18 protein-coding genes are annotated in these 25400 nt (G+C 71.1%); 15 read left to right on the top strand and 3 right to left on the bottom strand.

Annotated features, from left to right (window positions below):
• The 5 genes from WH07_RS21475 to WH07_RS21500 all read left to right on the top strand — a co-directional run.
• A partial coding sequence (locus WH07_RS21475; protein ID WP_106409646.1) for an FAD/NAD(P)-binding protein occupies nucleotides 1-1835 on the top strand: 1835 nt, incomplete at its 5' end.
• Nucleotides 1836-1843: 8 nt separating this feature from the next.
• On the top strand, nucleotides 1844-2917 hold the full coding sequence (locus WH07_RS21480; RefSeq protein ID WP_046502474.1) for an LLM class flavin-dependent oxidoreductase: 1074 nt from the start codon (nucleotides 1844-1846) through the stop codon (nucleotides 2915-2917).
• A gap of 182 nt (nucleotides 2918-3099) precedes the next feature.
• Nucleotides 3100-4398 carry an NtaA/DmoA family FMN-dependent monooxygenase gene (locus tag WH07_RS21485; protein WP_046502514.1) on the top strand — a complete coding sequence of 433 codons (1299 nt, stop codon included), beginning with the start codon at nucleotides 3100-3102 and terminating at the stop codon, nucleotides 4396-4398.
• A gap of 202 nt (nucleotides 4399-4600) precedes the next feature.
• Entirely contained in the window at nucleotides 4601-5485 is an 885-nt protein-coding gene (locus tag WH07_RS21490) for a S1 family peptidase (RefSeq protein ID WP_046502477.1), read from the top strand.
• 333 nt (nucleotides 5486-5818) lie between these two features.
• Nucleotides 5819-6298 carry a hypothetical protein gene (locus WH07_RS21500; protein WP_046502482.1) on the top strand — a complete coding sequence of 160 codons (480 nt, stop codon included), beginning with the start codon at nucleotides 5819-5821 and terminating at the stop codon, nucleotides 6296-6298.
• A 130-nt stretch (nucleotides 6299-6428) separates the two neighbouring features.
• Here WH07_RS21500 and WH07_RS21505 read toward each other — a convergent pair whose 3' ends face one another.
• Complete coding sequence (locus tag WH07_RS21505; RefSeq protein ID WP_046502486.1) at nucleotides 6429-7112, bottom strand: HAD family hydrolase; 684 nt, start codon at nucleotides 7110-7112, stop codon at nucleotides 6429-6431.
• Nucleotides 7113-7203: 91 nt separating this feature from the next.
• On the opposite strand from WH07_RS21505, the gene WH07_RS21510 reads away from it, so the two are divergent.
• The 3 genes from WH07_RS21510 (at nucleotide 7204) to WH07_RS21520 (ending at nucleotide 10293) form a co-directional block, all read left to right on the top strand.
• Entirely contained in the window at nucleotides 7204-8424 is a 1221-nt protein-coding gene (locus WH07_RS21510) for a helix-turn-helix domain-containing protein (protein ID WP_046502488.1), read from the top strand.
• A 593-nt stretch (nucleotides 8425-9017) separates the two neighbouring features.
• The gene (locus WH07_RS37860; RefSeq protein ID WP_157877404.1) at nucleotides 9018-9758 is read left to right on the top strand and encodes a DUF6415 family natural product biosynthesis protein; all 741 of its coding nucleotides are present in this window, start codon (nucleotides 9018-9020) and stop codon (nucleotides 9756-9758) included.
• Between the two features lie 133 nt (nucleotides 9759-9891).
• Nucleotides 9892-10293, top strand: a complete 402-nt coding sequence (locus WH07_RS21520) for a hypothetical protein (RefSeq protein WP_046502491.1) — start codon at nucleotides 9892-9894, stop codon at nucleotides 10291-10293.
• A gap of 76 nt (nucleotides 10294-10369) precedes the next feature.
• On the opposite strand, the gene WH07_RS21525 is transcribed toward WH07_RS21520, so the two are convergent.
• The gene (locus WH07_RS21525; RefSeq protein ID WP_046502495.1) at nucleotides 10370-11296 is read right to left on the bottom strand and encodes a DUF4231 domain-containing protein; all 927 of its coding nucleotides are present in this window, start codon (nucleotides 11294-11296) and stop codon (nucleotides 10370-10372) included.
• A 230-nt stretch (nucleotides 11297-11526) separates the two neighbouring features.
• Between WH07_RS21525 and WH07_RS38965 the strand changes: the two genes are divergently transcribed.
• The 5 genes from WH07_RS38965 (at nucleotide 11527) to fxsT (ending at nucleotide 20127) form a co-directional block, all read left to right on the top strand.
• Entirely contained in the window at nucleotides 11527-11691 is a 165-nt protein-coding gene (locus tag WH07_RS38965) for an FXSXX-COOH protein (RefSeq protein ID WP_106409647.1), read from the top strand.
• 68 nt (nucleotides 11692-11759) lie between these two features.
• Complete coding sequence (fxsBH, locus tag WH07_RS21535) at nucleotides 11760-13994, top strand: radical SAM/SPASM protein FxsBH, inactivated beta-hydroxylase extension form (RefSeq protein ID WP_198533853.1); 2235 nt, start codon at nucleotides 11760-11762, stop codon at nucleotides 13992-13994.
• Entirely contained in the window at nucleotides 13987-14763 is a 777-nt protein-coding gene (locus tag WH07_RS21540; protein ID WP_046502500.1) for an aminoglycoside N(3)-acetyltransferase, read from the top strand. Before fxsBH ends, WH07_RS21540 begins: the two co-directional genes overlap by 8 nt.
• Nucleotides 14764-14846: 83 nt before the next feature.
• Nucleotides 14847-16211, top strand: a complete 1365-nt coding sequence (gene fsxC / locus WH07_RS21545) for an FxsC protein (protein WP_157877405.1) — start codon at nucleotides 14847-14849, stop codon at nucleotides 16209-16211.
• Nucleotides 16195-20127 carry an FxSxx-COOH system tetratricopeptide repeat protein gene (fxsT, locus tag WH07_RS21550; protein ID WP_046502505.1) on the top strand — a complete coding sequence of 1311 codons (3933 nt, stop codon included), beginning with the start codon at nucleotides 16195-16197 and terminating at the stop codon, nucleotides 20125-20127. The genes fsxC and fxsT overlap by 17 nt, the downstream gene beginning before the upstream one ends.
• Before the next feature lie 21 nt (nucleotides 20128-20148).
• Here the strand turns inward: fxsT and WH07_RS21555 are convergent, their stop codons facing one another.
• Nucleotides 20149-21030, bottom strand: coding sequence for an alpha/beta fold hydrolase (locus tag WH07_RS21555; protein WP_046502507.1), 882 nt, complete (start codon nucleotides 21028-21030; stop codon nucleotides 20149-20151).
• Between the two features lie 388 nt (nucleotides 21031-21418).
• Here WH07_RS21555 and WH07_RS21560 point away from each other — a divergent pair, with 388 nt between their 5' ends.
• Nucleotides 21419-22501, top strand: coding sequence for a S1 family peptidase (locus tag WH07_RS21560; RefSeq protein WP_046502510.1), 1083 nt, complete (start codon nucleotides 21419-21421; stop codon nucleotides 22499-22501).
• Nucleotides 22502-22717: 216 nt separating this feature from the next.
• The coding region (gene dnaE, locus WH07_RS21565) for a DNA polymerase III subunit alpha (RefSeq protein WP_052744509.1) at nucleotides 22718-25400 on the top strand (2683 nt) is incomplete at its 3' end.

Below are 25400 nucleotides of genomic sequence, written 5' to 3' on the forward strand. Positions count from 1 at the left end.
GGACGGGGCAGGGCGCGACGGCGCGGGGTGGGACCGGGCAAGCGCGGTCCGCGCACACCGGGTCCGGGCAGGACAGACCCGGCCAGGACGGACCCGGGCTGCGTGCCGCCGTCACCGGGCTGACCAGGCAGACCTTCCCCAGCCGCCAGGTGCAGAGCGCCTATCTGAGCTGGGTGTACGAACAGACCGTCGCCGCTCTGCCCTCCGGCATCACCCTCCACCCGCACCGCACCCACGCCCTGCGTGTCACGGGACCGCGCGGCGGACGCCAGCGCGTCTGGCTGGAGGGCCGCACCGAACCGCTGCTCGCCGATCTCGTCGTCCTCACCCTCGGGCATCTCGACGGCGAACCCGACGCGGAACAGCGGGAGTTGAGCGCCTTCGCGGAGCGCCACGGGCTGATCCATCTGCCGCCCGACTTCACCGCCGACAGCGATCTCTCCGCTCTGCCGGCCGCCGAACCCGTGATCGTCCGCGGCTTCGGACTCGCCTTCGTCGATCTGATGGTGCTGCTCACCGAAGGCCGCGGCGGACGCTACTCGGGGGACGCGGGTGGGCATGGCGCCGACGAGCACGGCGAGGAGCTGACGTACCATCCCTCCGGGCGGGAGCCGGTCCTGTACGTCGGGTCGCGGCGCGGTGTCCCGTACCACTCCAAGATCGGTTACGGTCTGGACGGCGAACGCCCGCCGCTGCCGCGCTTTCTGGGGCCCGGGCAGATCGACGAACTGGCCGCCGGGCCTGGGCCGTTGGACTACCGGCGCGACATCCGGCCGCTGGTCGACAAGGAGCTCGGCTTCGCCCACTACCACCGGCTCTTCACCGCCCACCCCGAGCGCACCCGAGTCGGCTGGACCGACTTCGAGGAGAAGTACGCGGCGGCAGACCCCGGCAGCCCGGAGCTGGACGCGCTGGTCGCCACCGCCGTACCGGACCCCGCCGACCGGCTCGATCTGGACGCCCTCGACCGGCCGTTGGACGGGGTGCGCTTCTCCTCGTACGACGCTCTTCAGGACGCGCTGCGCGACTACATACACGCGGATCTCACCCGTCGACACGATCCGTCCCACAGTGCGGACCTCGCCGTCTTCTACGGGCTGCTCTCGATCTACGGGCAGCTCATGCGCCTCGGCGATCTCGGGGACATGGACGGCCCCTGGCACGGCTTCTTCAGCTATCTCGCCTCCGGCCCGCCGGGGCCCAGGCTGCGCCAGTTGCTCGCGCTCTCCCGGGCCGGGGTCGTCCGCTTCCTCGGCCCGGACATGACCGTCGAGGCCGACGAGCGGCAGGGTGTCTTCCGGGCCGGCAGCCCCGGAGTGCCCGGACAGTACGTCGAGGCGCGCGCTCTGGTCGAGGCCCGGCTCCCCGACCCCTCGCCCGAGCGCACCCGCAGTCCGCTGCTGCGCGCGCTGTACGAGGAGGGGGCGGCCACCACCTCGGGGGCCGGCCTGGTGCGGGTCGACCCCGACGACGGACGGCTGCTGGAGCGCGACGGCCGCCCGCATCCGCGGCGCTTCGCGCTCGGCCCGTACACCACCGCCCGGTCGAGCGGGGCCTTCACCCGGCCCAGGACCGGCGGGCCGGCGTTCCGGCAGAACGACGCGACCGCGCGGGCCGCGCTCACCCTGCTCGCCGAGCTGCCCCTCCGTACCGGCGCCTCGCACGCTCCCGGCGGCAACCCGGACACCGGCCCCGGCTGTGGCGCGCCGGAGACCGGTCCCTCGGACGCTTCAGGCGGCGCTCCGGACACCGGCCCCGGTTCGCCGGACGGTTCGCGCCCCGTGCCCTCGACCGCCGGACCGGCCGGGAACGGCCCGTCCGCAGCCGAAAGGTAGGGCGCGTCATGTCCGCCACCCGATCCCTGCATCTCGCCGCCGAGATCGGCGGGCCGCCGCACTACGACGCCGAGTGGTACGTCGATCTCGCCCGGCTCGCCGAGCGCGGCGCCCTCGACTTCATCACCCTCCAGGACTCCTTCGGGCGCCCCGGCCCCGACGCGCTCGCCGTGCTCTCCCGGGTCGCGCCCGCCACCGAACGGATCGGTCTGGTGCCGGCCGTCACCACCACCCACACCGAGCCGTTCCATGTCTCCACGGCCCTCGCGACCCTGGACTGGGTGAGCCGTGGCCGGGCCGGCTGGCTCGTCGGGGTGTCCGCCACCCCGGCCGAGGCGCGGCTCTTCGGCCGCCGCCGGGCCGCGCCCGCCGCCGCGCTGTGGAAGGAGGCGGGCGAGGTGGCCGAGGTGAGCGCCAGGCTCTGGGACAGCTGGGAGGACGACGCCGAGATTCGCGACGTATCGACAGGGCGTTTCATCGACCGCGACAAGCTGCATTATGTCGACTTCGAGGGAACCGGGTTCAGCGTCCGGGGTCCGTCCATCGTGCCGAGGCCGCCCCAGGGCCATCCGGTCGTCGTCGCCGACGGCACCGCCGACCCCGCCGCCGAGACCGCGGTGCGCCATGCCGATGTGGTGCTGATCGGGGCCGGCCGGCCCGAGGAGGCGACAGCCCTGCGCGAGCAGCTCCTGGCGCGCGCCGCCGCCCATGGCCGTGACCCGGGCACCCTGCGGGTGCTGGCCGCGCTCACCGTCCATCTCGGCGACGGCGAACGGCCGTTGGACCCGGGCCTGGAGAGCGCCCCGCACACCACCGTGGGCGCCGGCGGACCGCACTACCGCGGCGGCCCGGCCGGTCTCGCGGAACTCATCGCCGGCTGGCACGGCGCCGGAGCGGTGGACGGCTTCCACCTCACGCCCGCCGAACCGCGCCGCGATCTCGAACGGCTGGTGAACGGCACCGTGGCGCTGCTCCAGCACCGCAGCCTGTTCCGCACCTTCCATCCGGGCGGCACGCTCCGCGAACATCTCGGTCTCGCGCGCCCGGCCAACCCGTACGCGTCCGCCGGGGGAGCCCGATGAGCACCGACCCGACCGAAGCGGCCCGTACCGCCGCCGGAAGCGCCGCCCCTGCCGGAAGCGCTGCCCGTACTGCCGGGAGCGCCGCCTGTACCGCCACCGGGCGCACCGGGCGCACCGGGCGCACCGCCGCCGGGAGAGCCAGGGACACCGGCACGGTCCGCACGGGCGCCGACCGCAAGCGGATCCATCTCGCCGCCCACTTCCCGGGGGTCAACAGCACCACCGTCTGGGCCGACCCCCGCTCAAGGTCGCAGATCGCCTTCTCGTCCTTCGAGCATCTCGCACGGACCGCCGAGCGCGGGAAGTTCGACTTCTTCTTCCTCGCCGAAGGGCTGCGGCTGCGCGAACACAAGGGCCTGATCCACGATCTGGACGTGGTCGGCCGCCCCGAGTCGCTCACCGTGCTGAGCGCGCTGGCCGCCGTCACCGGACGGCTCGGCCTCGCCGCCACCGTGAACGCCACCTTCAACGAGCCGTACGAACTGGCCCGCAGGCTCGCCACCCTCGACCATCTCAGCGGGGGCCGGGCCGCCTGGAACGTGGTGACCTCGTCCGATGCCTTCACCGGGGAGAACTTCCGGCGCGGCGGCTATCTCGACCGTGCCGACCGCTACACCAGGGCCGCCGAGTTCGTCGCGACCGCCCGTGAGCTGTGGGACTCCTGGACGGACCCGGGGCCCGGCTCCCCGTACGGCACGCCCCGGCGCTTCGCCCACTCGGGGCCGCAGTTCGAGATCGAGGGGGAGTTCACCGTCCCGCGCTCCCCGCAGGGGCATCCCGTGGTGATCCAGGCCGGCGACTCCGAGGAGGGCAGGGAGTTCGCCGCGTCCGCCGCCGACATCGTCTTCAGCCGGCACGGCACACTGGAGGCGGGCCGCGCCTTCTACACCGACATCAAAGCCAGACTGGCGGCGTACGGCAGGAAACCGGCCGACCTCAAGATCATGCCGGGGGTCACCTTCGTCCTCGGCGACAGCGACGCGGAGGCACAGGAGCGGGCGGCCGGGATCCGCAGACAGCAGGTCTCCCCGCAGAACGCGATCCTCGCGCTGGAGCAGGTCTGGGGACGTGACCTCTCGGCGTACGACCCGGACGGACCGCTGCCCGCGATCGACCCCGACCCGGACTCCAGGCTGGTCCAGGGCCGGGTCAGGGTCGCCGACCCGGCGGCGGTCGCGGCCGGGTGGCGGGCGCTGTCCGAGGCGAAGGGGCTGTCGATCCGGCAGACCGTCATCGAGACCACCGCACGGCAGTCCTTCATCGGCACCCCGGAGACCGTGGCGGCGGCGCTCGACACCTTCGTCCAGACGGACGCGGCGGACGGTTTCATCCTCATACCGCATCTCACACCGGGCGGACTCGACGACTTCGTCGACCAGGTCGTACCGCTGCTCCAGGAGCGCGGGGTCTTCCGTACGGAGTACGAGGGCGGCACGCTGCGGTCGCATCTGGGGCTTCCGGAACCGGTACGGAAAGGCTGACCAGCACCGCGGGCCGACCCCGCCTCCGTACCGGCCGCAAGGCCAAAAGCGGCTCTTGCGTGGGGAGTTGGGGCCGCTGATACTCCCGAGCAGCGCCGACCGGGCCGCGGGCCGTCTCGTTCGTACGACGGCCGACGCCCGGTCGCGTCTCACGGGCCCGTACCCGATGAAGGGCCCCCGATTCCCTCGGGAGGGACGCCAAGTGAGGACCAAGCGCACCAACCGCCGCGCGGGCGGGCTCAGACGCACTCGTACGCTCGCCGTCGTCACCGGACTGCTCGCCGCCGTGGCGCTCGCCATCCCCGCCGCGAGCGCGCACACCGCCGCCGGGACCGGCGCCGACCGGTCCGCCGCCGTCGGGGACGCGGTGCTGGCCGCCGGGGTGGCGGGCACCGCCTGGCACACGGACCCCGCGACCGGCGAGGTCGTCGTCACCGCGGACCGTACCGTCTCGGCCGGTGAGATCGCCGCGATCGAGCGGGCCGCCGGCCCGCACGCGGGCGCGCTGCGCTTCGAGCGCACGGTCGGCACCCTCGCCCCGCACCTCTCCGGCGGCGACGCCGTCTACTCCGGGGGCGCGCGCTGTGCGGCCGGGTTCAATGTCGTCAGCGGCAGCACGTACTACTTCGTGACGGCGGGACACTGCACGAGCGGCGCCTCGACCTGGTACGCGGACCCCTCGGGGACCACACTCCTCGGCACCACCGCCGGAACCACCTTCCCCAGCCGTGACTTCGGCCTCGTCCGGTACACCAATCCCTCGGTGCCCGTCCCCGGCACGGTCGGTACGGTCGACATCACCGGCGCGGGCAACGCCACGGTCGGGATGTCCGTCACCTTCCACGGGCCGGTCGGCGGTGTCCGTTCCGGTACGGTGATCAGCCTCAACAACACCGTCAACTACGGTGGCGGGCAGACCGTCACCGGGCTGATCCGCACCAACATCTGCACCTATCCCGGCGAGAGCGGCGCGCCCCTCTACTCGGGAGGCATCGCGATCGGTGTGCTCTCGGGCGGGTCCGGCTGCACGTCGTACTTCCAGCCGATCATCCCGGTCCTGGGCGCGTACGGGGTGAGCGTGTACTGACGGGCGCTAGGCCCTGTCCGGCCGGTCTTCGCGGGCCCGCGACGCCTGGCACGGCACCTCGCTGCGTTGTCGGAACATCCCCATACGCCCAGTATGGGGACGTCCCTCCGCCTTGCGATGCACCGCATCTGACGCCGCGCGCTGACCCACCAGCGATTACGGGACAGCCCTTAGTTCCGGTGTCCGCACGCGCCGGCACATCCCTGCGCCGCGCCCTCACACGCCGGGCGGACCGCCGCACTGTGACCTCAATCGCCGGACCGGCTGATTTTCCGGGCCACTCTGAGACACTGTCGGAGTGGTCGGCCGCAGAAGGACCGGGGGCTGTGGGCAGTGAAACGTATCGGAGTGACCGGTCACCGGAACATCCCCGCCGAGGCCTACGCCCATATACGGGCCGCCATCCAGTCCGTACTCCACGGCCAGAAGGGCTCGTTGGAAGCGCTCTCCAGTCTGGCCGCGGGCGCGGACCAGCTCTTCGCGGTGCTCGCCCTCGACCGCGGCGCCCGGCTCACCGTCGTCATTCCCAGCGGTGACTACGAGGACGGCTTCGACGACCCGGCCGAACTCGCCGGCTACCGGCGGCTCAGGGACCGCGCGGCGGCGGAGGTCCGGATGGCCTTCCCGCACTCGACCGACGAGGCCTACTACGCGGCGGGCACCTATATCGCGGACCACTGCGACCGGCTGCTGGCCGTGTGGGACGGCCTCCCGGCCCGTGGCCTCGGCGGCACGGGAGACATCGTGCGCTACGCGCGCGAGCGCGGGAAGCCGGTGACGGTGATCTGGTGCGAGGGCGTCGAACGCGCCTGACCCGGCCGGCGCGCGACAGCCCACGGCGAGCGGGCCCGTACCGGCCGAGGCCCTGACCCTGCACGCACGATGCCCCCTCCGTCCGCTTCTTAGGCCGGGCACAGGCGGCTTCTTCGCCCTGTGCGGGGCACTATGCCGGGCTGTGAACGCCAGCGGCGCGTACGAGCGCAGCGGTGTCCCGCAGATTGGCCAGGACGACGTCAGCGCCTGCTGCCCCCAGTTCCTCCTCGGTGCTCCGCCCGGTCGCGACGGCGATCACACGCACTCCGTTGGCCGTGCCACCCCCTACGTCTGCGGGGGTGTCGCCGATCAGTACGGCATTGCTCGGCGAGCAGTTGGCCCGTGTCAGGGACTGATGGACGAGTTCAGGGCGCTCGTCCGCGTCTTCGCCGTAAGCCCCCAGTTCCCAAGCGATATGCCGGTCCAGGCCGAATACGCCGAGCTTGATCTCGGCGACCGGTCGGACGTTCCCGGACACCACTGTCTGGATGATGCCCGGTGACGAGGCCAGCGCGTCCAGTGCGGCTGCGGCTCCTGGGAGCGCATGACCACGTTCGCGCAGTTCGGCGGAGTGCTTCATATGCTCTTCCGCCAGGGCCTCTGCGAATCGCTCGAAGTCCCCGCGGTCTGTGGTCAAACCGTGGAGCCTCGCAGTCTCCCGGAAGATCACGGGCTCCGTGATGCCATCGATCTTCGCCTGCTCGCGCATCGGCAAGCCGGTTGTCCTGTGGAACGCGGCGGCAGACAGCTCGCGCCCCACGCCCCGTGTCGAGATCAGCGTGTGGTCGATGTCCCACAGCACCAGCCTCACCATTCGGCCTCCAACAGTTCTCTGACCGTTACAAGTTGTCACGAAATCAGGTTTCAGCCCTACGCTGGCGGTACAACCAGGTAAAGGTGACCGCGTGACGGGCTTTCCAGGATTCCGCGTTGGCGACCGGGTCAAGTACTACCGCAAGACCAACGGCCACCGCAGCCAAGCTGTGGTGGCCGGTCTGTGCGGTATCACCGAGCGCTACCTCTCGCTGATCGAGAACGGTCAGAAGACTCCCTCGGCGGACGTCCTGTCCCGGCTGGCTTCCGAGCTGGGTGTGCCCATCGCCGCGCTCCTCAGCGACACCCCCGGCCCCGAGCCCGTACCCACGGACCGGACCGCCTCCGATGTCGCCCGCGCCCTCATGGGATACGGACGGCCACCCGTCAGCACGCCAGTCGTGCCCCCGGCCGATCTGAGAGAGCGGGTGGAGCAGGCATGGCGGACCTGGCAGACGAGCAAGGAGCGGTTCACCGAGGCTGAGGTGACCTTTCCAGCGCTGATCGAGGATGTCGAGCACGCGCTGCGTGCGTACCGCCGCGGCACCGATCCCGCCGTTCGACGAGATGTCCTGCGTACGGCCGCAGATCTGTACGGCCTGCTGCGATCCTACTGCCGTCGAACCGGTCGCCTGGATCTGTCGCTCATGGCCGCCGACCGGGCCATCCGCGCCGCTGAGGACGCCGACGATCCGGTGCGCATTGCCGCTGCGCAGTGGAACCTCGGGCATGTGCTGCTGTCGGACGAGCGGGATGGTGCTGTGGGGGAGGCGAAAGACGTGGCGCTGGCAGCAGTGGATCGGATCAAGAGCGAAGCGGTCACTCTTGAACTGACGGCTGTGCAGGGTGCCTTGGAACTGGTGGCTGTGGTCTCCGATGCCCGGCAGCGCAACTGGTGGCAGGCCCGGGAACGGCTGGAGAAGAGGGCCGCTCCCCTTGGTGACGAGGCCGGTGAGGGCAACGTACAGCGAACGGTATTTGGACCGACCAACGTCGAGCTTCACGCCATGAGCGTCGAGATGCTGGCGGGTGAGGCGGCGGAGGCACTGAGGCTGGCCGATCACCTCGACACCACCGGATTACCCTCCCGCGAGCGCCGCTTTACCTTCGGACTGGAAGTAGCTCGCTGCTACGACCTCCGCCGCGAGGATGCCGCCGTCTACGTCCATCTCCTCGGCCTGGAGGGTCTGGCGCCTGAGGATCTGGCTCACAGTCCGCAAGCGCGTGGTCTCGTGGCGGGCTTGCGGAAGCGCGTTCGGCCCACGTACAAGCAGCAGGTCACCGAGCTGGCTGACAGGCTTGGGGTCATCTGACTGTCCCGAACTGTGGGTTCACCCGAACTGAGAGTTCGGGTTGACTCCCCGCCGCCTCCGTACGGTCGCACTACCACTCAGCGATCGCCACGGAGATGAAGCACATGAAGATCAGGCGCCCGCCGTCACGTACGAAGACCGCGCTCGCGATGGACTCCGATCTCGTACGCATGGACCGTTTCTACGCGCTCCAGGCTCTGGAGCAGATTGCCGCTCCGGGAGCCGTTGCGGTCGAGCTGGCGCCGACGCCTGTCGTGCTCTTCGTCGTTTCGCCGGGAAGCAGCAGCGAGTGGCATCTGCCCAGGACGGTCGCGCTGGCTGAGGGCTCCATTGCTCTGCCGCCGGACGAATGCCAGTCGCCTCCCGGTGCCTACTGGCTGATCCCGCCGAGTCACGGTCGACTGCACACCGATGTCGATGACCTGCGTCGTGCGTTGGAAGCCGTGTTCCGGCGCGCCGCGCAACGTTCGCACGTTCCCGAACGGGTTGCCCCATCGCTGCCAGGGCCAGCCCTGAGCATCCCTACGACACCCCGGCGACCGCAGACACGGTCTCGGGGCTTGGCCAACGCCAGACCTAGAAAGAGTGTCGACATGCCTGCATCCACAGCCGGAACAGCCGCTTCCGACCTCGAATCCCCTCCGCTCGATTTCGCCACTATGCGTGCCACGGCAGAGCATGCGCTTGACTTCGGCGCCCGGTTGCCGGACGAGGACCTGGAGACGGCCATCCGGCGGCTGCGCGCACACCTGGCGCTGCTGATCCCGGAGGCGGAGGAGCGTCTGGGGCGCTTCTCCCCGGCAGGCATCGAGGAGGCGCGGCGGCGTGTGGCTGCAGACCCGGGGGTGCTCGGGCCGGGGCGTCACGCGCACTGTCTGGCCCGGTCCGTCCTGGAGTTGTGCGAGCACCTGGGCCGCGCCGGAGGGGCGGAGCCGGGCGTGCGAGGAGCGCCGGTCCCGGAGCCGTGGGTGCCGCCTGCCGGTCCGGCCGTGGAACTGGTGGCCGCCGGGCGGTACTGGGACGCCGTACGGGTGCGCGCCGATGTCGGCGAGCGTGTGATCAAGCGCCTGGCCGACACCAGCGGGGCAGTCATCCAGGACTCGTACGGGTCGGTCTTCTACTGGCTGGTGACTCCGGGCGCCGCAGACGCATGGGACCTTCCGCCGGAGCAGGTTGTGCCGCTGGGCGTTGCGACGTTCGTGGCGGTACCGCCTCCGCAATTCACGGACGAGTCCCGCCGTCTCCGCTGGATCAGGCCGTTGACCGTGTCGCGCTGCCTGACCGACCCCACGCTGCTGCACGATGCCCTGGCTGCGGAGACTCTGACGCTATGACGCCCCGCCCGCGGTCAGCGGGGCCGGGGGCCGGTGAGCGAGCGGCTGCCCCGCCGGTGGCCGTCCCGTCCCCTTTCGGCGTCGGCCGACGACGGGCTCACTATTCATCTCCAACCTGGAGACCCCTTTTTCAATGCACTGGCACGGATACGCCTGGACCGGCCCCCGGGTTGGTCTTTCCGCACTGCGGCGCGACGTCCGGGAGCCACCCCGCGCCGATGTCCAGCCGATCAGCGTCGACGTTCAGTTGAAGCGGATCGCGGACGCCGCAAGCGTCCTCGCCACGCATGCCACCGCCGACGAGGCGTTCGCCTGGCTGGAGGCGGCGCTCCGGGACTACCCGCGCGCCGCCAGGGATCCGCTGCCCGGGGACGCGCTCGCCGACGCGCGGGCGCGGCTTGACCGTGGCGGGGAAGTCGACTGGTTCTACTACTCCCTCGACGGTCGGTATGTGGAGCGCGCGCTGCGCGTCTGCGCCGGTCCGGGGGCTGTGGAACCGCATCGGCCCCTCAGCGGTTGCCCGCAAGCCCCTTAGGCCTTCCGACGAGCACGACGAACGCTTGTCCTGGCCGCGGTCGGTGAGTCGGACAGGCCATGGGGGACGATGATCCTCAACTCCGGTGCCGCACCAGCCAGTCGGTGTGCTGGGGGGAGACGATGCGCTCGGTCTCGTACACCGCGCTCGACCACTGTTCCTCGGTCACCATCGTCTCCATCGCGGTGTGCATCGCCGCCAGGTCCTCCTCCACCAGCGAGTGCGCGGAGATGAGGGGCTGGTGCCGGCGGATCTCGCTCCATGCCAGACAGGCGGCAGCCGACGCCGACAACACCCCCAGCACGGACGACGATTCGGTGACCGAGAAGGTCCGCAGCGTGGCCAGGACCAGCGCCAGCAGGGTCAGTACGGAGATGGTGACCGACCAGAGCGTGGTGGCGCGGCGCGAGACGACCGTTCTGCGGTGGTACCAGTTGCGCTGCTCGATCAGCCGGTCCCTGACATAGGTCTCCTTGCGGATGGTGTACGGCTTCTCGCGCAGCAGCCGCATGGGACCCGTGATCAGCTCTCCCACCGGCCCCATCACCCCCATGACACCGCGTCCGCCGCCCGTGTCGTCGCGCGGGTCCTCCCAGCCGACCTTCTTCAGCTCCTGGAGTCCCGCCTCCATCCGCTCCGTGAACAGTCCCGCCGGGTCGGCGGCTCCGGAGTCGAAGGGTGCGCCATGGACGGCGTACCGCCAGGACAGCGACTTGATGAACTCCGCGGCGGAGCGGTTGAGTTGCCAATGCGACTTTGCTCGCTGGCCCGCGGAGCGGAAGGTGAGCAGAAGCACACCCGCGTACGCCAACGCGCTGAGTGCGCCGATGAGTTGGAACGAGCCCCCCAGCGACCCCCGCCAGGGCAGCGCCGCCAGGGCCGCGCCCACGACGAGCAGCAGCAACTGGAGGCGGGTCGCCCTGATGGCCTCCCGCTGCCGCGCGATGGCTATGGCGTCCGCGTGATGGAAGAGAACCGGCAGATCAGCGTTTCGGAAGACCATGCTGTGCAGTGGTCCGCGTAACTCGGCCATGCGCGCCCCCGTCTGCTGTTTTGTTGTCACCCAGTAGGCGGAACGGTGTGTTCCGCACCGCCCCGTGAATTCCTCGCAACGCTTTCGTCTCGGCCCCACGCGCCGATTTGCCGCTCGGGCTCACGAGAGTAAAGTCGAGCCGCTGACACTGCAACGGTGCGGTGTCTCCTCTTCGGACCACATCACCAAGGACGGCCGTCGTGACCTACCAGACCTCTGTCACCTTCGCCACTGCGAAGAAGAACCGGACCCCTCTCGCAGAGATCGATGTACGCGACGCCGGTGTCGCCAAGAAGCTCGGACGCGTACTGCCCATGCCCACCGACCGCACCGCGCGCGTTTCCAGCTTCAATTCTGCCCTCTAGTACCGGGGCAATACCGGGGCAATGACGCCACAACAACGACCGCCCCAACTACGTTCTAGACTGGGGTAATGACAGGACCCCTGGTCCCCTTTCGCGAGATCGTTCTGAAGGTCCACAGCAGGTGTGACCTTGCCTGTGACCACTGTTACATCTACGAGCACGCCGATCAGAGCTGGCGCACGCGCCCCAGAACAATCTCTGACGAGGCGATCTCATGGACGGCTCTGCGACTGGCGGAGCACGCCAAGGCTCATGCTCTGCCCTCCGTGTCAGTGATCCTGCACGGAGGGGAGCCGCTGCTGGCGGGGCCGGCGCGGTTACGGCGCGTCTGCGAGGAGCTGACCAGGGCTCTCGACGGAGTCGCCGCGCTCGATCTGCGGATCCATACGAACGGCCTCCAGCTCAGCCCCCGCTATCTCGACCTCTTCGAGGAGTTCGGGGTACGGGTGGGAATCTCGCTCGACGGCGACCGGGCCGCCAATGACCGCCACCGCCGCTTCGCGGACGGCCGCAGCAGCCACTCCCAGGTCCTCAAGGCCGTCGCCCTGCTGCGCCAGGACCGCTACCGCCCGCTCGACCTCGGACTGCTCTGCACCGTCGACGCGGCCAACGACCCGGTCGCGGTGTACGACGCGCTGGCCGCCCTCGATCCGCCGCGCATCGACTTCCTGCTGCCGCACGCCACCTGGGACGAGCCGCCGCCGCGCCCCGGCGGATCGCCCACCGAGTACGCCGACTGGCTGCTCACCGTCTTCGACCGCTGGGACGCCCAGGGCCGGCCGATGCCCGTACGGCTCTTCGAGTCGGTGCTCTCCACCCTGAGCGGCGGCCCCAGCCTCACCGAGTCGCTGGGCCTCGCCCCCACCGATCTGGTCGTGGTGGAGACCGACGGCGCGCTGGAGCAGGTCGACTCCCTCAAGAGCGCCTACGAAGGAGCGGCGGCCACCGGCTTCGACGTCTTCTCGCACTCCTTCGACGAGGTCGCCGCGCACCCCGGGGTACGGACCCGGCAGCTCGGGCTCGCGGGGGTGAGCGAGACCTGCCGGGAGTGCCCGGTCGTACGGTCCTGTGGCGGCGGTCTCTACACGCACCGCTACCGCTCGGAACCGGCGGAGGCGGGCACCGGCGCCCCGGGCGGCTTCGACAACACCTCCGTCTACTGCGCCGATCTGGAGGCTCTGATCCGCGGGATCGAGTCCCGTACGGCCGCCGCCTCGGTCTCGCCCGCCCTCGCCGACACCGGTGAACTGATGGTCGCCCAGGAGGAGCTGACCCGTTCGCTGCTGGCCGGACTGCACGCCGAACTCGGCGGCAGGGGCGGCGCGGAATGGCAGGAGGCCTGGGAGCTGGCGGGCGCTGTCGAGCAGCACTCCGACGGGCTCGACGAGGTGCTGGCCCACCCCTACACCCGTACCTGGCTGATAGACGCCATGGCCGCCCTGCGCGAGGCGCGGCCCGGCGCGCTCGACACCGCGCTCCGGCTCCGGTCGTACGTGGCCGCGGCGGTCGTCCGGGGCCGCCTGGATCTGCCCGTACGGGTCGGCCTCACCGACGGCGTACTCCATCTGCCGACCCTCGGCACCCTCCGGACGGGCACCGGCGGCGAGGCCGAAGTGCGCGCCGTGGAACAGGGCTTCCTGGTCCGCACCCCCACCGCCGAGCTGCTCGTCGGACACCCCGGCGGGACCACCCCGTACTGGCGCCCCGTCCGGCACCTCCGCCGCGACGGAGTGCCCGTCCTCGCGCTGGACGATCTCGACCCGTACCGCGACTGCTTCGGCACCCCCGTCCACCCCGGGCTCGGGGACGAGGCGGCGGCCGGCTGGAGCGACCGGCTCGCGGCGGCCTGGCGCCTGCTCGGGGACACCGTGCCCGAGCAGACCGCCGAGGCCGGGCGCACACTGTCCACCCTGACGCCCCTGCTCACCGCGGACACCCCGGCCCGCGCGCCCGGCCACCACGGCCACGGCGCGCTGGGCGTCCCCCTGGAAGGCGGCGCCGAAGAGCTGGCGCCCGCGCTGCTGCGCGGTCTCCGCCGGGCCCGGCTGCGGGCGCTGACCGAGGTCACCGACCTCTACGCGCTGGACGGCGAATGGCTCAGGCCCGCGCCCTGGCAGGAGGAGCCGGTGCCGCTGTCGGCGCTGCTGGCGGGCGCGTACGAAAGGGTGGGGCTCGCCGCGTACGATCCCCGCCATCGCGACCAAGCCCGCCGCGCCCTGGACACGCTCCAGGACGCGGCCGAACTCACCGTCGGCGGGAAGAGCCTGCTGGCCGTACTCAGGGAAGAGGCCGACCGTGGCTGAGACGACGACCGCCGGCCCGCTGGCCGGTGAACTGGCCGAGCTGGGAGTGACGGAAGGGACGACCCTGCTCGTCCACGCGTCCCTGCACGGCACGGGGCTGGACGCCGACACCCTCCGTACGGCCCTGCTGACCGCGCTCGGCCCGGAGGGCACCCTCGTCGTGCCCGCCTTCACCGAGGAGAACTCCGACACCTCCGCGGCCCACTACGCGCAGATCCAGGGCATGACCCGCAGGCAGGCCGCGGCCTTCCGGTCGCGGATGCCCGCCTTCGACCCGCTGACCACGCCCTGCACGGCGATGGGCCGGCTGGCCGAGTCCGTACGTACCGCTCCCGGGGCCGTCCGCAGCGCGCACCCGCAGTCCTCCTTCGCCGCGATCGGACGGCGGGCCGCGGAACTGCTCGCCTTCCACCCCCTGCACAGCCATCTCGGGGAGGACTCACCGCTCGGCGCGCTCGTCCGCGCGGAGGCGCGGGTGCTGATGGTGAATGTGGGGTTCGAGGCCTGTACGGCATTCCATCTCGCCGAATACCGCACGGGCGCGACCATGCGTTCCTATCACTGTGTGGTGAAAGGGCCGGACAACGGGGCGCAGTGGGTGGAATATGAGGACGTCAACCTCGACGACAGTGATTTCGAGGCGATCGGCGCGTCATTCCCCTGGGGACTGGAGCGCAAGGGTCAGCTCGGCGGAGCAGCTGCGAGGTCCTTCTCGATCACGGACGCGGTCGACCACGCCGAGTCGTGGATGACTGAAAAGCGGCATTGATTGACCGAACGGCATGGGGAGGAAGCGGGCTCGTTTCCGGAAGGATTGGTTCGCTCATCTCCGTGACCTTCCGGGTTTCGCGGATGTGGGTGCTCACACAGGACGGGGGTCGTGTGCAAGCGTCATCGCAGCAGCGAGCGGCTGACCATCGGCCGTATTTCTTTCTCAGTTACGCCCATACGCCGAGGGACGGTGCGGGGGGACCGGATCCGGACATGTGGGTCGAGCGGCTCTTCCGGGATCTGTGCGCCCATGTGATGGCCATGACCGATCTGCCGGCCGGGGCACAGGCGGGGTTCATCGACCGGGAGATGCGCTCGGGGGAGGGCTGGTCGGAGCGGCTGGCCGAAGTGCTGGCCACCTGCCGGGTGTTCGTGCCGCTGTTCTCGCCGCGCTACTTCGCCAGCGAGATGTGCGGCAAGGAGTGGTTCGCCTTCGCCCAGCGGGTCATCTACGAACAGGCCAAGAGCAATCGCACGGCGGAGGCGATCGTGCCGGCGCTGTGGGTGCCGGTGCCGCCCCGGCAACTGCCGGGCCCCGCCGAGCGATTGCAGTTCAATCACCGTGACTTCGGGGACCGCTATGTCACCGACGGACTCTACGGTCTGATCAAACTCCGGATATTCGCGGAGGAGTACGAACGGGCCGTCTACGAACTCGCCAAACGCATCGTCAGTGTCGCGGACACCGCCGCCGTCAGCCCGGGCCGCCCGGTCGACTACCGGAACGTGCCCAGCGCTTTCGGCACGAGCGGCGGACCGCGCCCGATGCAGGTCACCGTGGCCGCGCCCACCCGTCATGATCTTCCGACGGGCAGAACTCCGCACTACTACGGGGGCATGGCCCAGGACTGGAATCCGTATCACCCCGATTCCGTACGGCCGCTGGCCTATGTGGCCCGGGATCTGGTGCGCTCCCTCAACTACCAGGCCGACATCATCTCGTTCGACGAGGTGCCCGTACCGCAGGACGGCGGCAAACAGTCGCCCACCCGGCCGGAGATCCTGCTGGTCGACCGGTGGGCGCTGCGCGACGAGGAACAGCGTGAGCGGCTCGCCGCCTTCGACGCCGAACACCGGCCCTGGGTGAGCGTCGTCGTGCCGTGGAACCGCGACGACCAGCAGAGCAGGGCCGCCGAGGCCGAGCTGAGCGGTGAGCTGGAGCGGACCATGCCCAAGAAGATGGGCCAGGGCCGGGCCGCCTGCCGGGCCGCCGCCAAGGGCGTGCCCAGCATGGAGGCCTTCGGCCAGATCCTGCCGCAGGTGGTCGAGGCGGCGGCCCAGCAGTATCTGAGACACGCGGCGGTCTATCCGCCCGCCGGCGGCAGCCACACCGAACGGCCGCGGCTGCGCGGCCCGATGGCCGCCGAGTACGCGACGACGCACTACATACCCGAGACGCACGACCTGGCGCCCGATGCGGAGGACACGGATGACCGAACGTCGTGACGGACGCATCGTCACCTTCTACTCGTACAAGGGCGGTACGGGCCGCACCATGGCCCTGGCCAACACGGCATGGATCCTCGCCGCCAACGGACGGCGGGTCCTCGCCGTCGACTGGGACCTGGAGGCACCCGGTCTGCACCGGTTCTTCCACCCCTTCCTCGACCCCTCCACCCTCGGCGCCACCACCGGTGTCATCGATCTGATCACCGAGTACGCCTGGGCCGCGACCAGCCCGGTGGACCGCCCCGACGACTGGCACCGTGACTACGCGCGTATCCAGCCGCACGCCGTCTCGCTCTCCCCGGAGAGCCTGGGCTGGGAGTTCCCCGAGGGCGGCACGCTCGACTTCGTCTCCGCGGGCCGGCAGAACCGCGAGTACTCGGCGACCGTCTCCACCTTCGACTGGGACAACTTCTACGACCGGCTCGGCGGCGGTCACTTCTTCGACGCCCTGCGCGACGACATGAAGGCGCACTACGACTACGTCCTCATCGACAGCAGGACCGGGCTGAGCGACATCGCCGACATCTGCACCGTCCATCTCCCCGACGTCCTCGTCGACTGCTTCACCCTCAGCGACCAGTCGATCGACGGCGCCGCCGCGGTGGCCCGCCAGATCGACGAGCGGTACGGCGGGCGCGGCATCCGGATCTTCCCCGTACCGATGCGGATCGACGAGGGGGAGAAGGAGAAGGCCGACGCCGGGCGCGCGCTGGCCCGGTTCAAGTTCGACCGGTTCCCCGGCGGGCTCAGCGGGGAGGCACTCACCGCCTACTGGGGCGCGGTGGAGATTCCGTACCGCCCCTACTACGCGTACGAGGAGACCCTCGCGACCTTCGGCGACGAGGCCGGGCTCAGCAACTCGCTGCTCTCCGCCTTCGAGCGGCTGACCACCTATGTCACCGACGGCGCCATCACCTCGATGCCCACGGTCGCCGAGGAGACCCGGCTGCGGATCAGGGACGCCTTCACCCGCCGCAGGCCCGCGCAGCCCGCCGATCTCTTCCTCAGCTATGTGGCGGAGAACCGGATGTGGGCCGACTGGACCGAGTCGGTGCTCACCCGGGCGGGCTTCCGGGTCGTCCCGCGCGATGTCTCGGCCAGCCCTCCGGGCGGCGGGGACTCGGTCGTCGAGAACGCCGGCCGTACGGTCGTGCTGCTCTCCAGCGCCTATCTCAAGTCCGCGCGCGCCGTGGAGGTGTGGTCGCGCGCCGCGTCCGAGGACCCGGGCGGGGCGCGGCGCAGGCTGGTGCCGCTGCGGGTCGGCGATGTGCGGCTCACCACCCCGTACATCGACCGCAACCCCGTCGATCTCTTCCGGCTGGACGAGGCGCACGCCACCATCGCGCTGCTGCGCGCGCTGGACCGTCCCGGACCGCTCACCGACGCGGTCGCGCCCGGCCCGCGCTTCCCCGGCACCGTGCCCAAGATCTGGAACGCGCCGGCCCGCAACCCCGGCTTCACCGGGCGCTCCCTCGTCCTGGAGCGGATGCGCGACCAGCTCGGCGGCGGAATGGCGGTGGTGCTGCCGCAGCCGCAGACCCTGTACGGGCTCGGCGGGATCGGCAAGACCCAGGTGGCGCTCGAGTACGTACACCGCTTCATGGCCGACTACGACCTGGTGTGGTGGATCTCGGCCGAGCAGACCGCCGATGTGGTGGCGGGCCTCGCCGAACTGGCCGTACGGCTCGGGGCCCAGGGCGGCGACGACATGGCCGCCGCCTCCCAGGAGGCCGTGGATCTGCTGCGGCGTGGGGTGCCCTCGTCGCGCTGGCTGCTGGTCTTCGACAACGCCGACGACCCCGAGCAGCTCCAGCGGTTCTTCCCGCCGGGCGGCCCCGGGCATGTCCTGGTCACCTCGCGCAACCAGAGCTGGTCGCAGTACGGCGACGCGCTGCCCGTCGATGTCTTTCTGCGCGAGGAGTCCGTCGAGCACCTCCAGCGACGGGCGCCCGGGCTCTCCGCCGAGGACGCCGACAAGGTGGCCACCGCCGTCGGTGATCTGCCGCTCGCCGTCGAGCAGGCGGCGGCCTGGATCGCGGAGACCGCGACCCCCGTCGCCGAATATCTGGACCAGCTCGCCCAGCAGGCCCCCAGTGTGCTGGCGCTCAACCAGCCGGTGGGCTATCCGGAACCGGTCGCCGCGACCTGGAACATCTCCATCGAGCGGCTCAAGGACCGCTCGCCCGCGGCCGTGCGGCTGCTCCAGCTCTGCGCCTTCTTCGCCCCCGAGCCGATCTCCGCGAACCTCCTCTACAGCAAGGAGATGATCGAGGCGCTCAAGCCGTACGACGTCTCGCTCCAGGAGACCCTGGTCCTCGGCCGGGTCATCCGGGAGATCGGCCGGTTCGCGCTGGCCAAGGTGGACCAGGTCGGCAACAGCATCCAGGTGCACCGGCTGGTCCAGGCGATCATCAGGGCGCAGCTCAGCGAGGAGGAGCAGCGGGACGCCCGGCACGCGGTCCACCGGATCCTCGCGGGCGCCAGGCCCGACGGCGACGAGCCGATCGACAACCCCGCCACCTGGGACCGGTTCACCACCATCTGGCCGCATCTCGCCACCTCCGAGGCCAGCCTCTGCAAGCGGCCGGAGACCCGCCGGCTGATGATCGACCGGGTGCGCTACCTCTGGAAGCGCGGCGATCTGCTGGCCGCCTCCGAGGTCGCCAACGAACTGCGCGAAAGCTGGCGCGAGATGCTCGGCAACGACGATCCGCAGTATCTGTATCTGCGCTTCCATCTCTCCAACATCTTCCGCTCGCAGGGCCGTTACGTGGAGGCGCGCGAGCTGGACGAGGAGACCCTGGCCCGGCAGCGCACGGTCCTGGGGCCGACCCATCCGCACACGTACATGACCACCAGCGGACTCGCCATGGACCTGGGCACGCTCGGCGAGTACGCCAAGGCGCTGGACCTGGCGAAGGAGGCGCACGAGGGATTCAGCGGGATCTTCCACGACTCCCACCCCAGGACCCTGGCCGCCGCCAACAACCGCGCGCTGAACCTGCGGATGGTCGGGCGGTACGCGCAGGCGCGCGAGATGGACCAGGACGTCTTCGACCGGCGTACGGAGGTGCACGGCCCGGAGCATCCGTACACCCTCTCCTCCGCCACCAGCCTGGCGCGCGATCTGCGTGAGATCGGGCGGTACGAGGACTCGGTCGCGCTGCTCAGCCGGACGTACGCCCTCTACAAGGAGCAGCTCGGCCGGGCCTTCCCCGGCACCCTGGCCGCGGCCAAGAGCCTCGCCGTGTCGCTGCGCAGGGCCGACCGGCTGGAGGACGCGCGGCGGCTGACCACGGCCACCCGCAACCGCTACCGGGCCAAGTACGGCTCCGAGTCCAACCCGGACTCGCTCGCCTGTGATCTGAACCTGGCGGCCGACCACTTCGCGGCGGGTGAGCCGGTGGCGGCCAGGGACCTGGCACAGGAGGTCGTCGACCAGTATCTGCGGGTGCCGGGCGAGCGGCATCCGTACACCCTCGCCGCGATCAACAACCTCGGTGTCTACCACTGGGGGTGCGGTGCCCCGGAGCTGGCGGAGCAGTTGCTCCAGGGTGCTCTGCGGACCATGCGGGAGGTGCTGGGGGACGACCATCCGTACACGCTGTTCTGTACGGTCGGCCTCGCCAACGCCATGGCGGACCTGGGCGAGCTGGACGAGGCGCTGGTCACCGAGCGCAGCGCGGTGGCGGGGCTGCGGGTGACGCTGGGCGCGCACCACCCCGAGACGCTCGCGGTCGCCTCCAACATGTGTGTGACGCTGGGGGCGCTGGGACGCAAGGACGAGGCGGTGCTGCTGCGCCTGGAGACCGTCGAGGAGCTGACCAGGCTGCTGGGCGAGGAGCACACGCTGACCCGGTACGCGCGGGACGACCGCAGGGTGTACCGAGACCTGGAGCCGCTGGCGGTGTGAGCGCGGCTCCGGATCCGGCTCTCATCCGGCTGTTGGTTCGTCCTCCAGCAGCCAGGTGAGGATACGGGGGAGTGCGTGCAGGGCGTCGAAGTGCGCGGCGGTCGGTTCCAGGACGACCGTCGCGCCCGGGATGCGCTCCCCCAGCCAGCGCGAGTGGCCGACCGGCGAGAAGACGTCCTTCTCGCCGTGCCACAGCAGCACCGGGCCCTTGATGGCGGCCGGGTCGAACCCCCACGGGCCGCAGAACGCGAGGGCGTCGTCGATCCAGCCGTACGCCGAACCCCGCAGCGCCTCCTGGTAGTTGCGCAGCAGCATCGTCCTGACCCCGGCGTCCGAGACCACCATGCGGTCGGAGTCCGTCAGCTCCCCGCGCAGCTCGTCCAGCAGCCGCACCGGGTCCCTTCTGATGGCGTCCGCGCGCGGGATGAGCCGCGCGGCCATGCCGTCCGGATCCCGGGAAGCGGTCGTGTACTCCAGTACGTTGAAGGCGGTCATGCCCTCGAACCAGTCGAGCCCGGCCGCGTCCCGCGGGGCCAGGGTGACCAGCGCCGCGGTCCTGGTCACCCGGTCGGGCATCAGCGCGGCGCAGGCCAGGGCGTGCGGGGCGCCGCCCGAGCGGCCCGCGACGGCGAACCGCTCTAGCCCGAGGGCGTCGGCGATCGTCGCCACGTCCTGGGCCACATCGGCCACACTGCGCCCCTCCAGCCGGTCCGAACCCCCGTACCCCGGGCGGTCGTAGGCGATGAGCTGCATCCCCCGCTGGTACAGGACCATGCCGCGCGGGGCGGGACCCAGCCTGCTGCCCGGTGTGCCGTGCAGCAGGAATACCGGTCTGCCGCGCGGATCCCCCAGACGCTCCACCATCAGATGCCGCCCGTCCGCCGCGCGCACCCGACGTCGCAACCTCCGCTCCTTTCGTCGTAGGTGTCCACACAAGAGGTGCGTGCCCTCTGCGCGAGAAGCCCGGTCCCTGCCGATTGTCCCGGTCCGGGGCCGATTGCATAAGGCCATTCCTGTATAAGGCCGATCCACGGCCATTGGGGGTCGGATTCAGGACAGGACTAGTCCTCACCCGTTGATGACAAGGGAGTTGCAGTGGGTGTTCGCGAATGGAACGGGCGCTCTCTGACCTCGGGTCACCGAACGGCCCGTGCCCGGGCGGACCCGCCATTCGCCCGGCCTGAAACCGGCCTTGTGTGCCCTTGGCCGGTCTCGGAATAGTGGGCGGCTCATCCTCCGTGCCGTGGCACCCCACTTGCCCCTGGCACGGTCCCCCCACAGGAGGCCGACTTTGGAACACCGGCGTATATCCAGGAAGCGCGCGACGATGGCGGGCGGTGCCGCGGTGGCGCTGGCCGTCGCGGCGGTGACCTTCCAGACTGCGAACGCCAGTGAGGACACACCCACGTTCACGGTCAAGTCCCTGACAGCCGCCGCGGCCGGAAATCTCGCTTCCGCCCTCGGCGAGGACCTGGGCGGCGACGCGGCCGGTTCGTACTACGACGCCACGTCCCGCGCCCTGGTGATGAATGTCGTCGACGAGCGGGCGGCGGAGACCGTGCGTCAGGCCGGCGGCAGGGCCAGACTGGTCCAGAACTCGCTGGCCGAGCTGAAGAGCGCCCGGCAGACCCTCGCGGACCGGGCGGCCGTCCCCGGCACGTCCTGGGCACTCGACCCGGTGACCAACAAGGTGGTCGTCACGGCCGACCGTACGGTCACGGGCGAGGCCTGGGACCGGCTCAGCGGAGTGGTGGAAGGGCTCGGCGGCAAGGCCGAACTCAAGAAGACGGCAGGGGAGTTCAAACCCTTCGTCGCCGGCGGCGACGCCATCACGGGCAGCGGCGGGCGCTGCTCGCTCGGCTTCAACGTGGTCAAGGACGGCGCGCCGTACTTCCTGACCGCCGGGCACTGCACCGAGGCCATCCAGACCTGGTCCGACGCGCAGGGCAACGAGATCGGGACCAACGAGGGGTCCAGCTTCCCGGGCGACGACTACGGCCTTGTCCGGTACACCGCCGATGTCGCGCACCCGAGCGAGGTCAATCTGTACAACGGCTCCAGCCAGCCGATCACACGGGCGGCCGAGGCGACGGTCGGCCAGCAGGTGACCCGCAGCGGCTCCACCACCCAGGTGCACGACGGACAGGTCACCGGGCTCGACGCCACCGTGAACTACGGCAACGGCGACATCGTCGACGGGCTCATCCAGACCTCGGTCTGCGCGGAGCCGGGCGACAGCGGCGGCTCGCTCTTCGCGGGCGACACCGCGCTCGGGCTGACCTCGGGCGGGAGCGGCGACTGCTCCTCGGGCGGGGTGACCTTCTTCCAGCCGGTGACGGAGGCGCTCACCGTATTCGGCGCGCAGATCGGCTGACCTCCCGGCCGGCCCGCGCGGCCGGACAGGCCGCAGCGGGCCCGGCCCATCTGCGCCGCCGGCGGGCCGGCCGCGGAGGATCCGCGAGAACCGGAAGGGCCCGGACCACCGAGAGAGGTCCGGGCCCTTCCTCTCGTTCATCCTCTCGCACGAACGTTCGAAACTTGGTCTATGGTGGGGACGGGGAGGTGAGAAGCGGATGATCCAGGAGGTGCGATGCCCGGGTTCACGCATCTGCACACCGTCTCCGGGTTCTCCCTGCGGTACGGGGCCTCCCACCCGGAACGGCTGGCCGAGCGCGCTGCCGAGCGGGGCATGGACGCCCTTGCCCTGACCGACCGCGACACCCTCGCGGGCGCGGTCCGCTTCGCCGAGGCCTGCGAGGCCGCGGGGATACGGCCGCTCTTCGGGGCGGAGCTGGCGGTGGGCGAGGCGCCGGGCGCGCGGGTGCGGGAACAGAGCCCCACCGAGCGCCGGCGCACCCCCGTGCGCGGCGGCGCCTTCATCGACGAGTCCGCGCCCCGCGCGGTCTTCCTCGCCCGCAACGGCGCGGCCGGCTGGGCCCAGCTCTGCCGGCTCGTCTCCACCGCGCACGCCGCCGGGGACGCCGGTCCGCTGCTGCCCTGGCAGGACAACCACGGCGCGGATCTCACCGTGCTGCTCGGGCCCGGTTCCGAGACCGGCCGGGCCCTCGCGGCCGGCCGCCCCGACCGGGCCGCCCGGCTGCTGGCGCCCTGGCGCGAGATCTACGGCGACGCGCTCCGGCTCGAAGTCGTGTACCACGGGCGTACGGGCACGGGCCCCGGCTCGCTGCGGCACGCCGCCCGTACCCTCGGTTTCGCCGCCGAGCAGGGCGTACGCCCGGTGCTCAGCAACGCCGTACGGTACGCCGACCCCGGCCAGGGCCCGGTCGCCGATGTCCTCGACTCGGCCCGCAGACTGGTCCCCATCGACCCGCGCAGAGGCCTGGACAGCGGGGAGCGCTGGCTCAAGGACCCGGACGCGATGGCCCGTACCGCCGAGCTGGTCGCCGAGGCCGCCGGCTTCGGGCGCACCACCGCGCGGCGGCTGCTGGCGCTGACCGAGGAGACCGCCGCGGACTGTCTGGTCGATCCCGAGGACGATCTGGGCCTGGGCACCGTGCACTTCCCCGAGCCCCGGCTGGTCGGCGCGGAACGCCGTACCGTCGGGCGGGTCCTGCGCTCGCGGTGCGTCGCCGGGATGGTGCTGCGCGGCTACGACCGGCGTCCCGGCCACCGGACGTACTGGAGCAGGATGGACGCGGAACTGCGCACCATCGAGGAGCTGGGCTTCGCCCCGTACTTCCTCACCGTGGCGCAGGTCGTCGACGATGTACGGGGAATGGGCGTCCGGGTCGCCGCGCGCGGCTCGGGTGCCGGGTCGCTGGTCAACCATCTGCTGGGGATCGCGCATGCCGATCCGGTTGAGCACGGCCTTCTGATGGAACGTTTCCTCTCCACTCGGCGCCCGTCCGGACTGCCCGATATCGACATCGACGTCGAGTCGGCCCGGCGGCTGGAGGTCTACCGGGGGATCCTCGACCGCTTCGGCCCCGAGCGGGTCGCGGCCGTCGCCATGCCCGAGACCTACCGGGTGCGCCATGCCGTACGGGACGTGGGCGCGGCCCTGTCCATGGACCCGGCCGAGATCGACCGGATCGCCAAGTCCTTCCCGCACATCCGCGCCCGGGACGCCCGCGCGGCGATGGACGAGCTGCCTGAGCTGCGGGAACTGGCAAGGGAGTGTCAACGGGAAGGTGCAAAGCACGGGCGGCTCTGGGATCTGGTGGAGGCGCTGGACGCGCTGCCGCGCGGGATCGCCATGCACCCGTGCGGGGTGCTGCTCTCGGACGCCTCCCTGCTGCGCCGTACCCCGGTGGTGCCGACCAGCGGCGAGCACTTCCCGATGTCCCAGTTCGACAAGGACGACGTGGAGAAGCTGGGGCTGCTCAAGCTCGATGTGCTGGGCGTACGGATGCAGTCGGCGATGGCGCACGCGGTCGCGGAGATCGAACGGGCCACCGGGGAGCGGGTGGACATCGACGATCCGCGGCAGGTCCCCGAGGGCGATCCGGCGACCTACCGGCTCATCCGCTCCGCCGAGACCCTGGGCTGCTTCCAGATCGAGTCGCCGGGCCAGCGCGATCTGGTCGGCAGGCTCCAGCCCGCCACCTTCCACGATCTGGTGGTCGACATCTCGCTCTTCCGGCCCGGCCCGGTGGCGGCCGACATGGTGCGCCCGTTCATCGAGGCCAGACACGGCCGGGCGCCCATCCGCTATCCGCACCCGGATCTGGAGGAACCGCTGCGCGAGACCTACGGGGTGGTCGTCTTCCATGAGCAGATCATCCGGATGGTGGACATCATGACCGGCTGCGGCCGGGAGGAGGCGGACAAGGTACGGCGCGGGCTCTCCGACCCCGAGTCCCAGGGCCGGATCCGGATCTGGTTCGAGCAGGAGACCCGGCGCAGGGGATACACGCCCGAAGTCACCGCGCGTACCTGGGAGATCGTCGAGGCCTTCGGCTCGTACGGCTTCTGCAAGGCGCACGCCGTGGCCTTCGCCGTACCGACCTATCAGTCGGCCTGGCTCAAGGCGCACCATCCGGCCGCCTTCTACGCCGGGCTGCTCACCCATGACCCGGGGATGTACCCCAAGCGGCTGCTGCTCGCGGACGCGCGGCGGCGCGGGGTGCCGGTGCTGCCGCTGGATGTGAACCGGTCGTCGGCCACTCATCGGATCGAACTGGTGTCCGATAATGAGGCGTTGAAGGACGCGGCGCTGAGGGACGGGGTGCCGAAGGACGAGGAGCTGAGGGACGGGGCGTTGAGGGACAAGGCGTTGAGGGACGGGGAGCCCGTCCCTCAACGCCTTGTCC

This window comes from Streptomyces odonnellii, assembly GCF_000981895.1.
Lineage (GTDB): Bacteria > Actinomycetota > Actinomycetes > Streptomycetales > Streptomycetaceae > Streptomyces > Streptomyces odonnellii.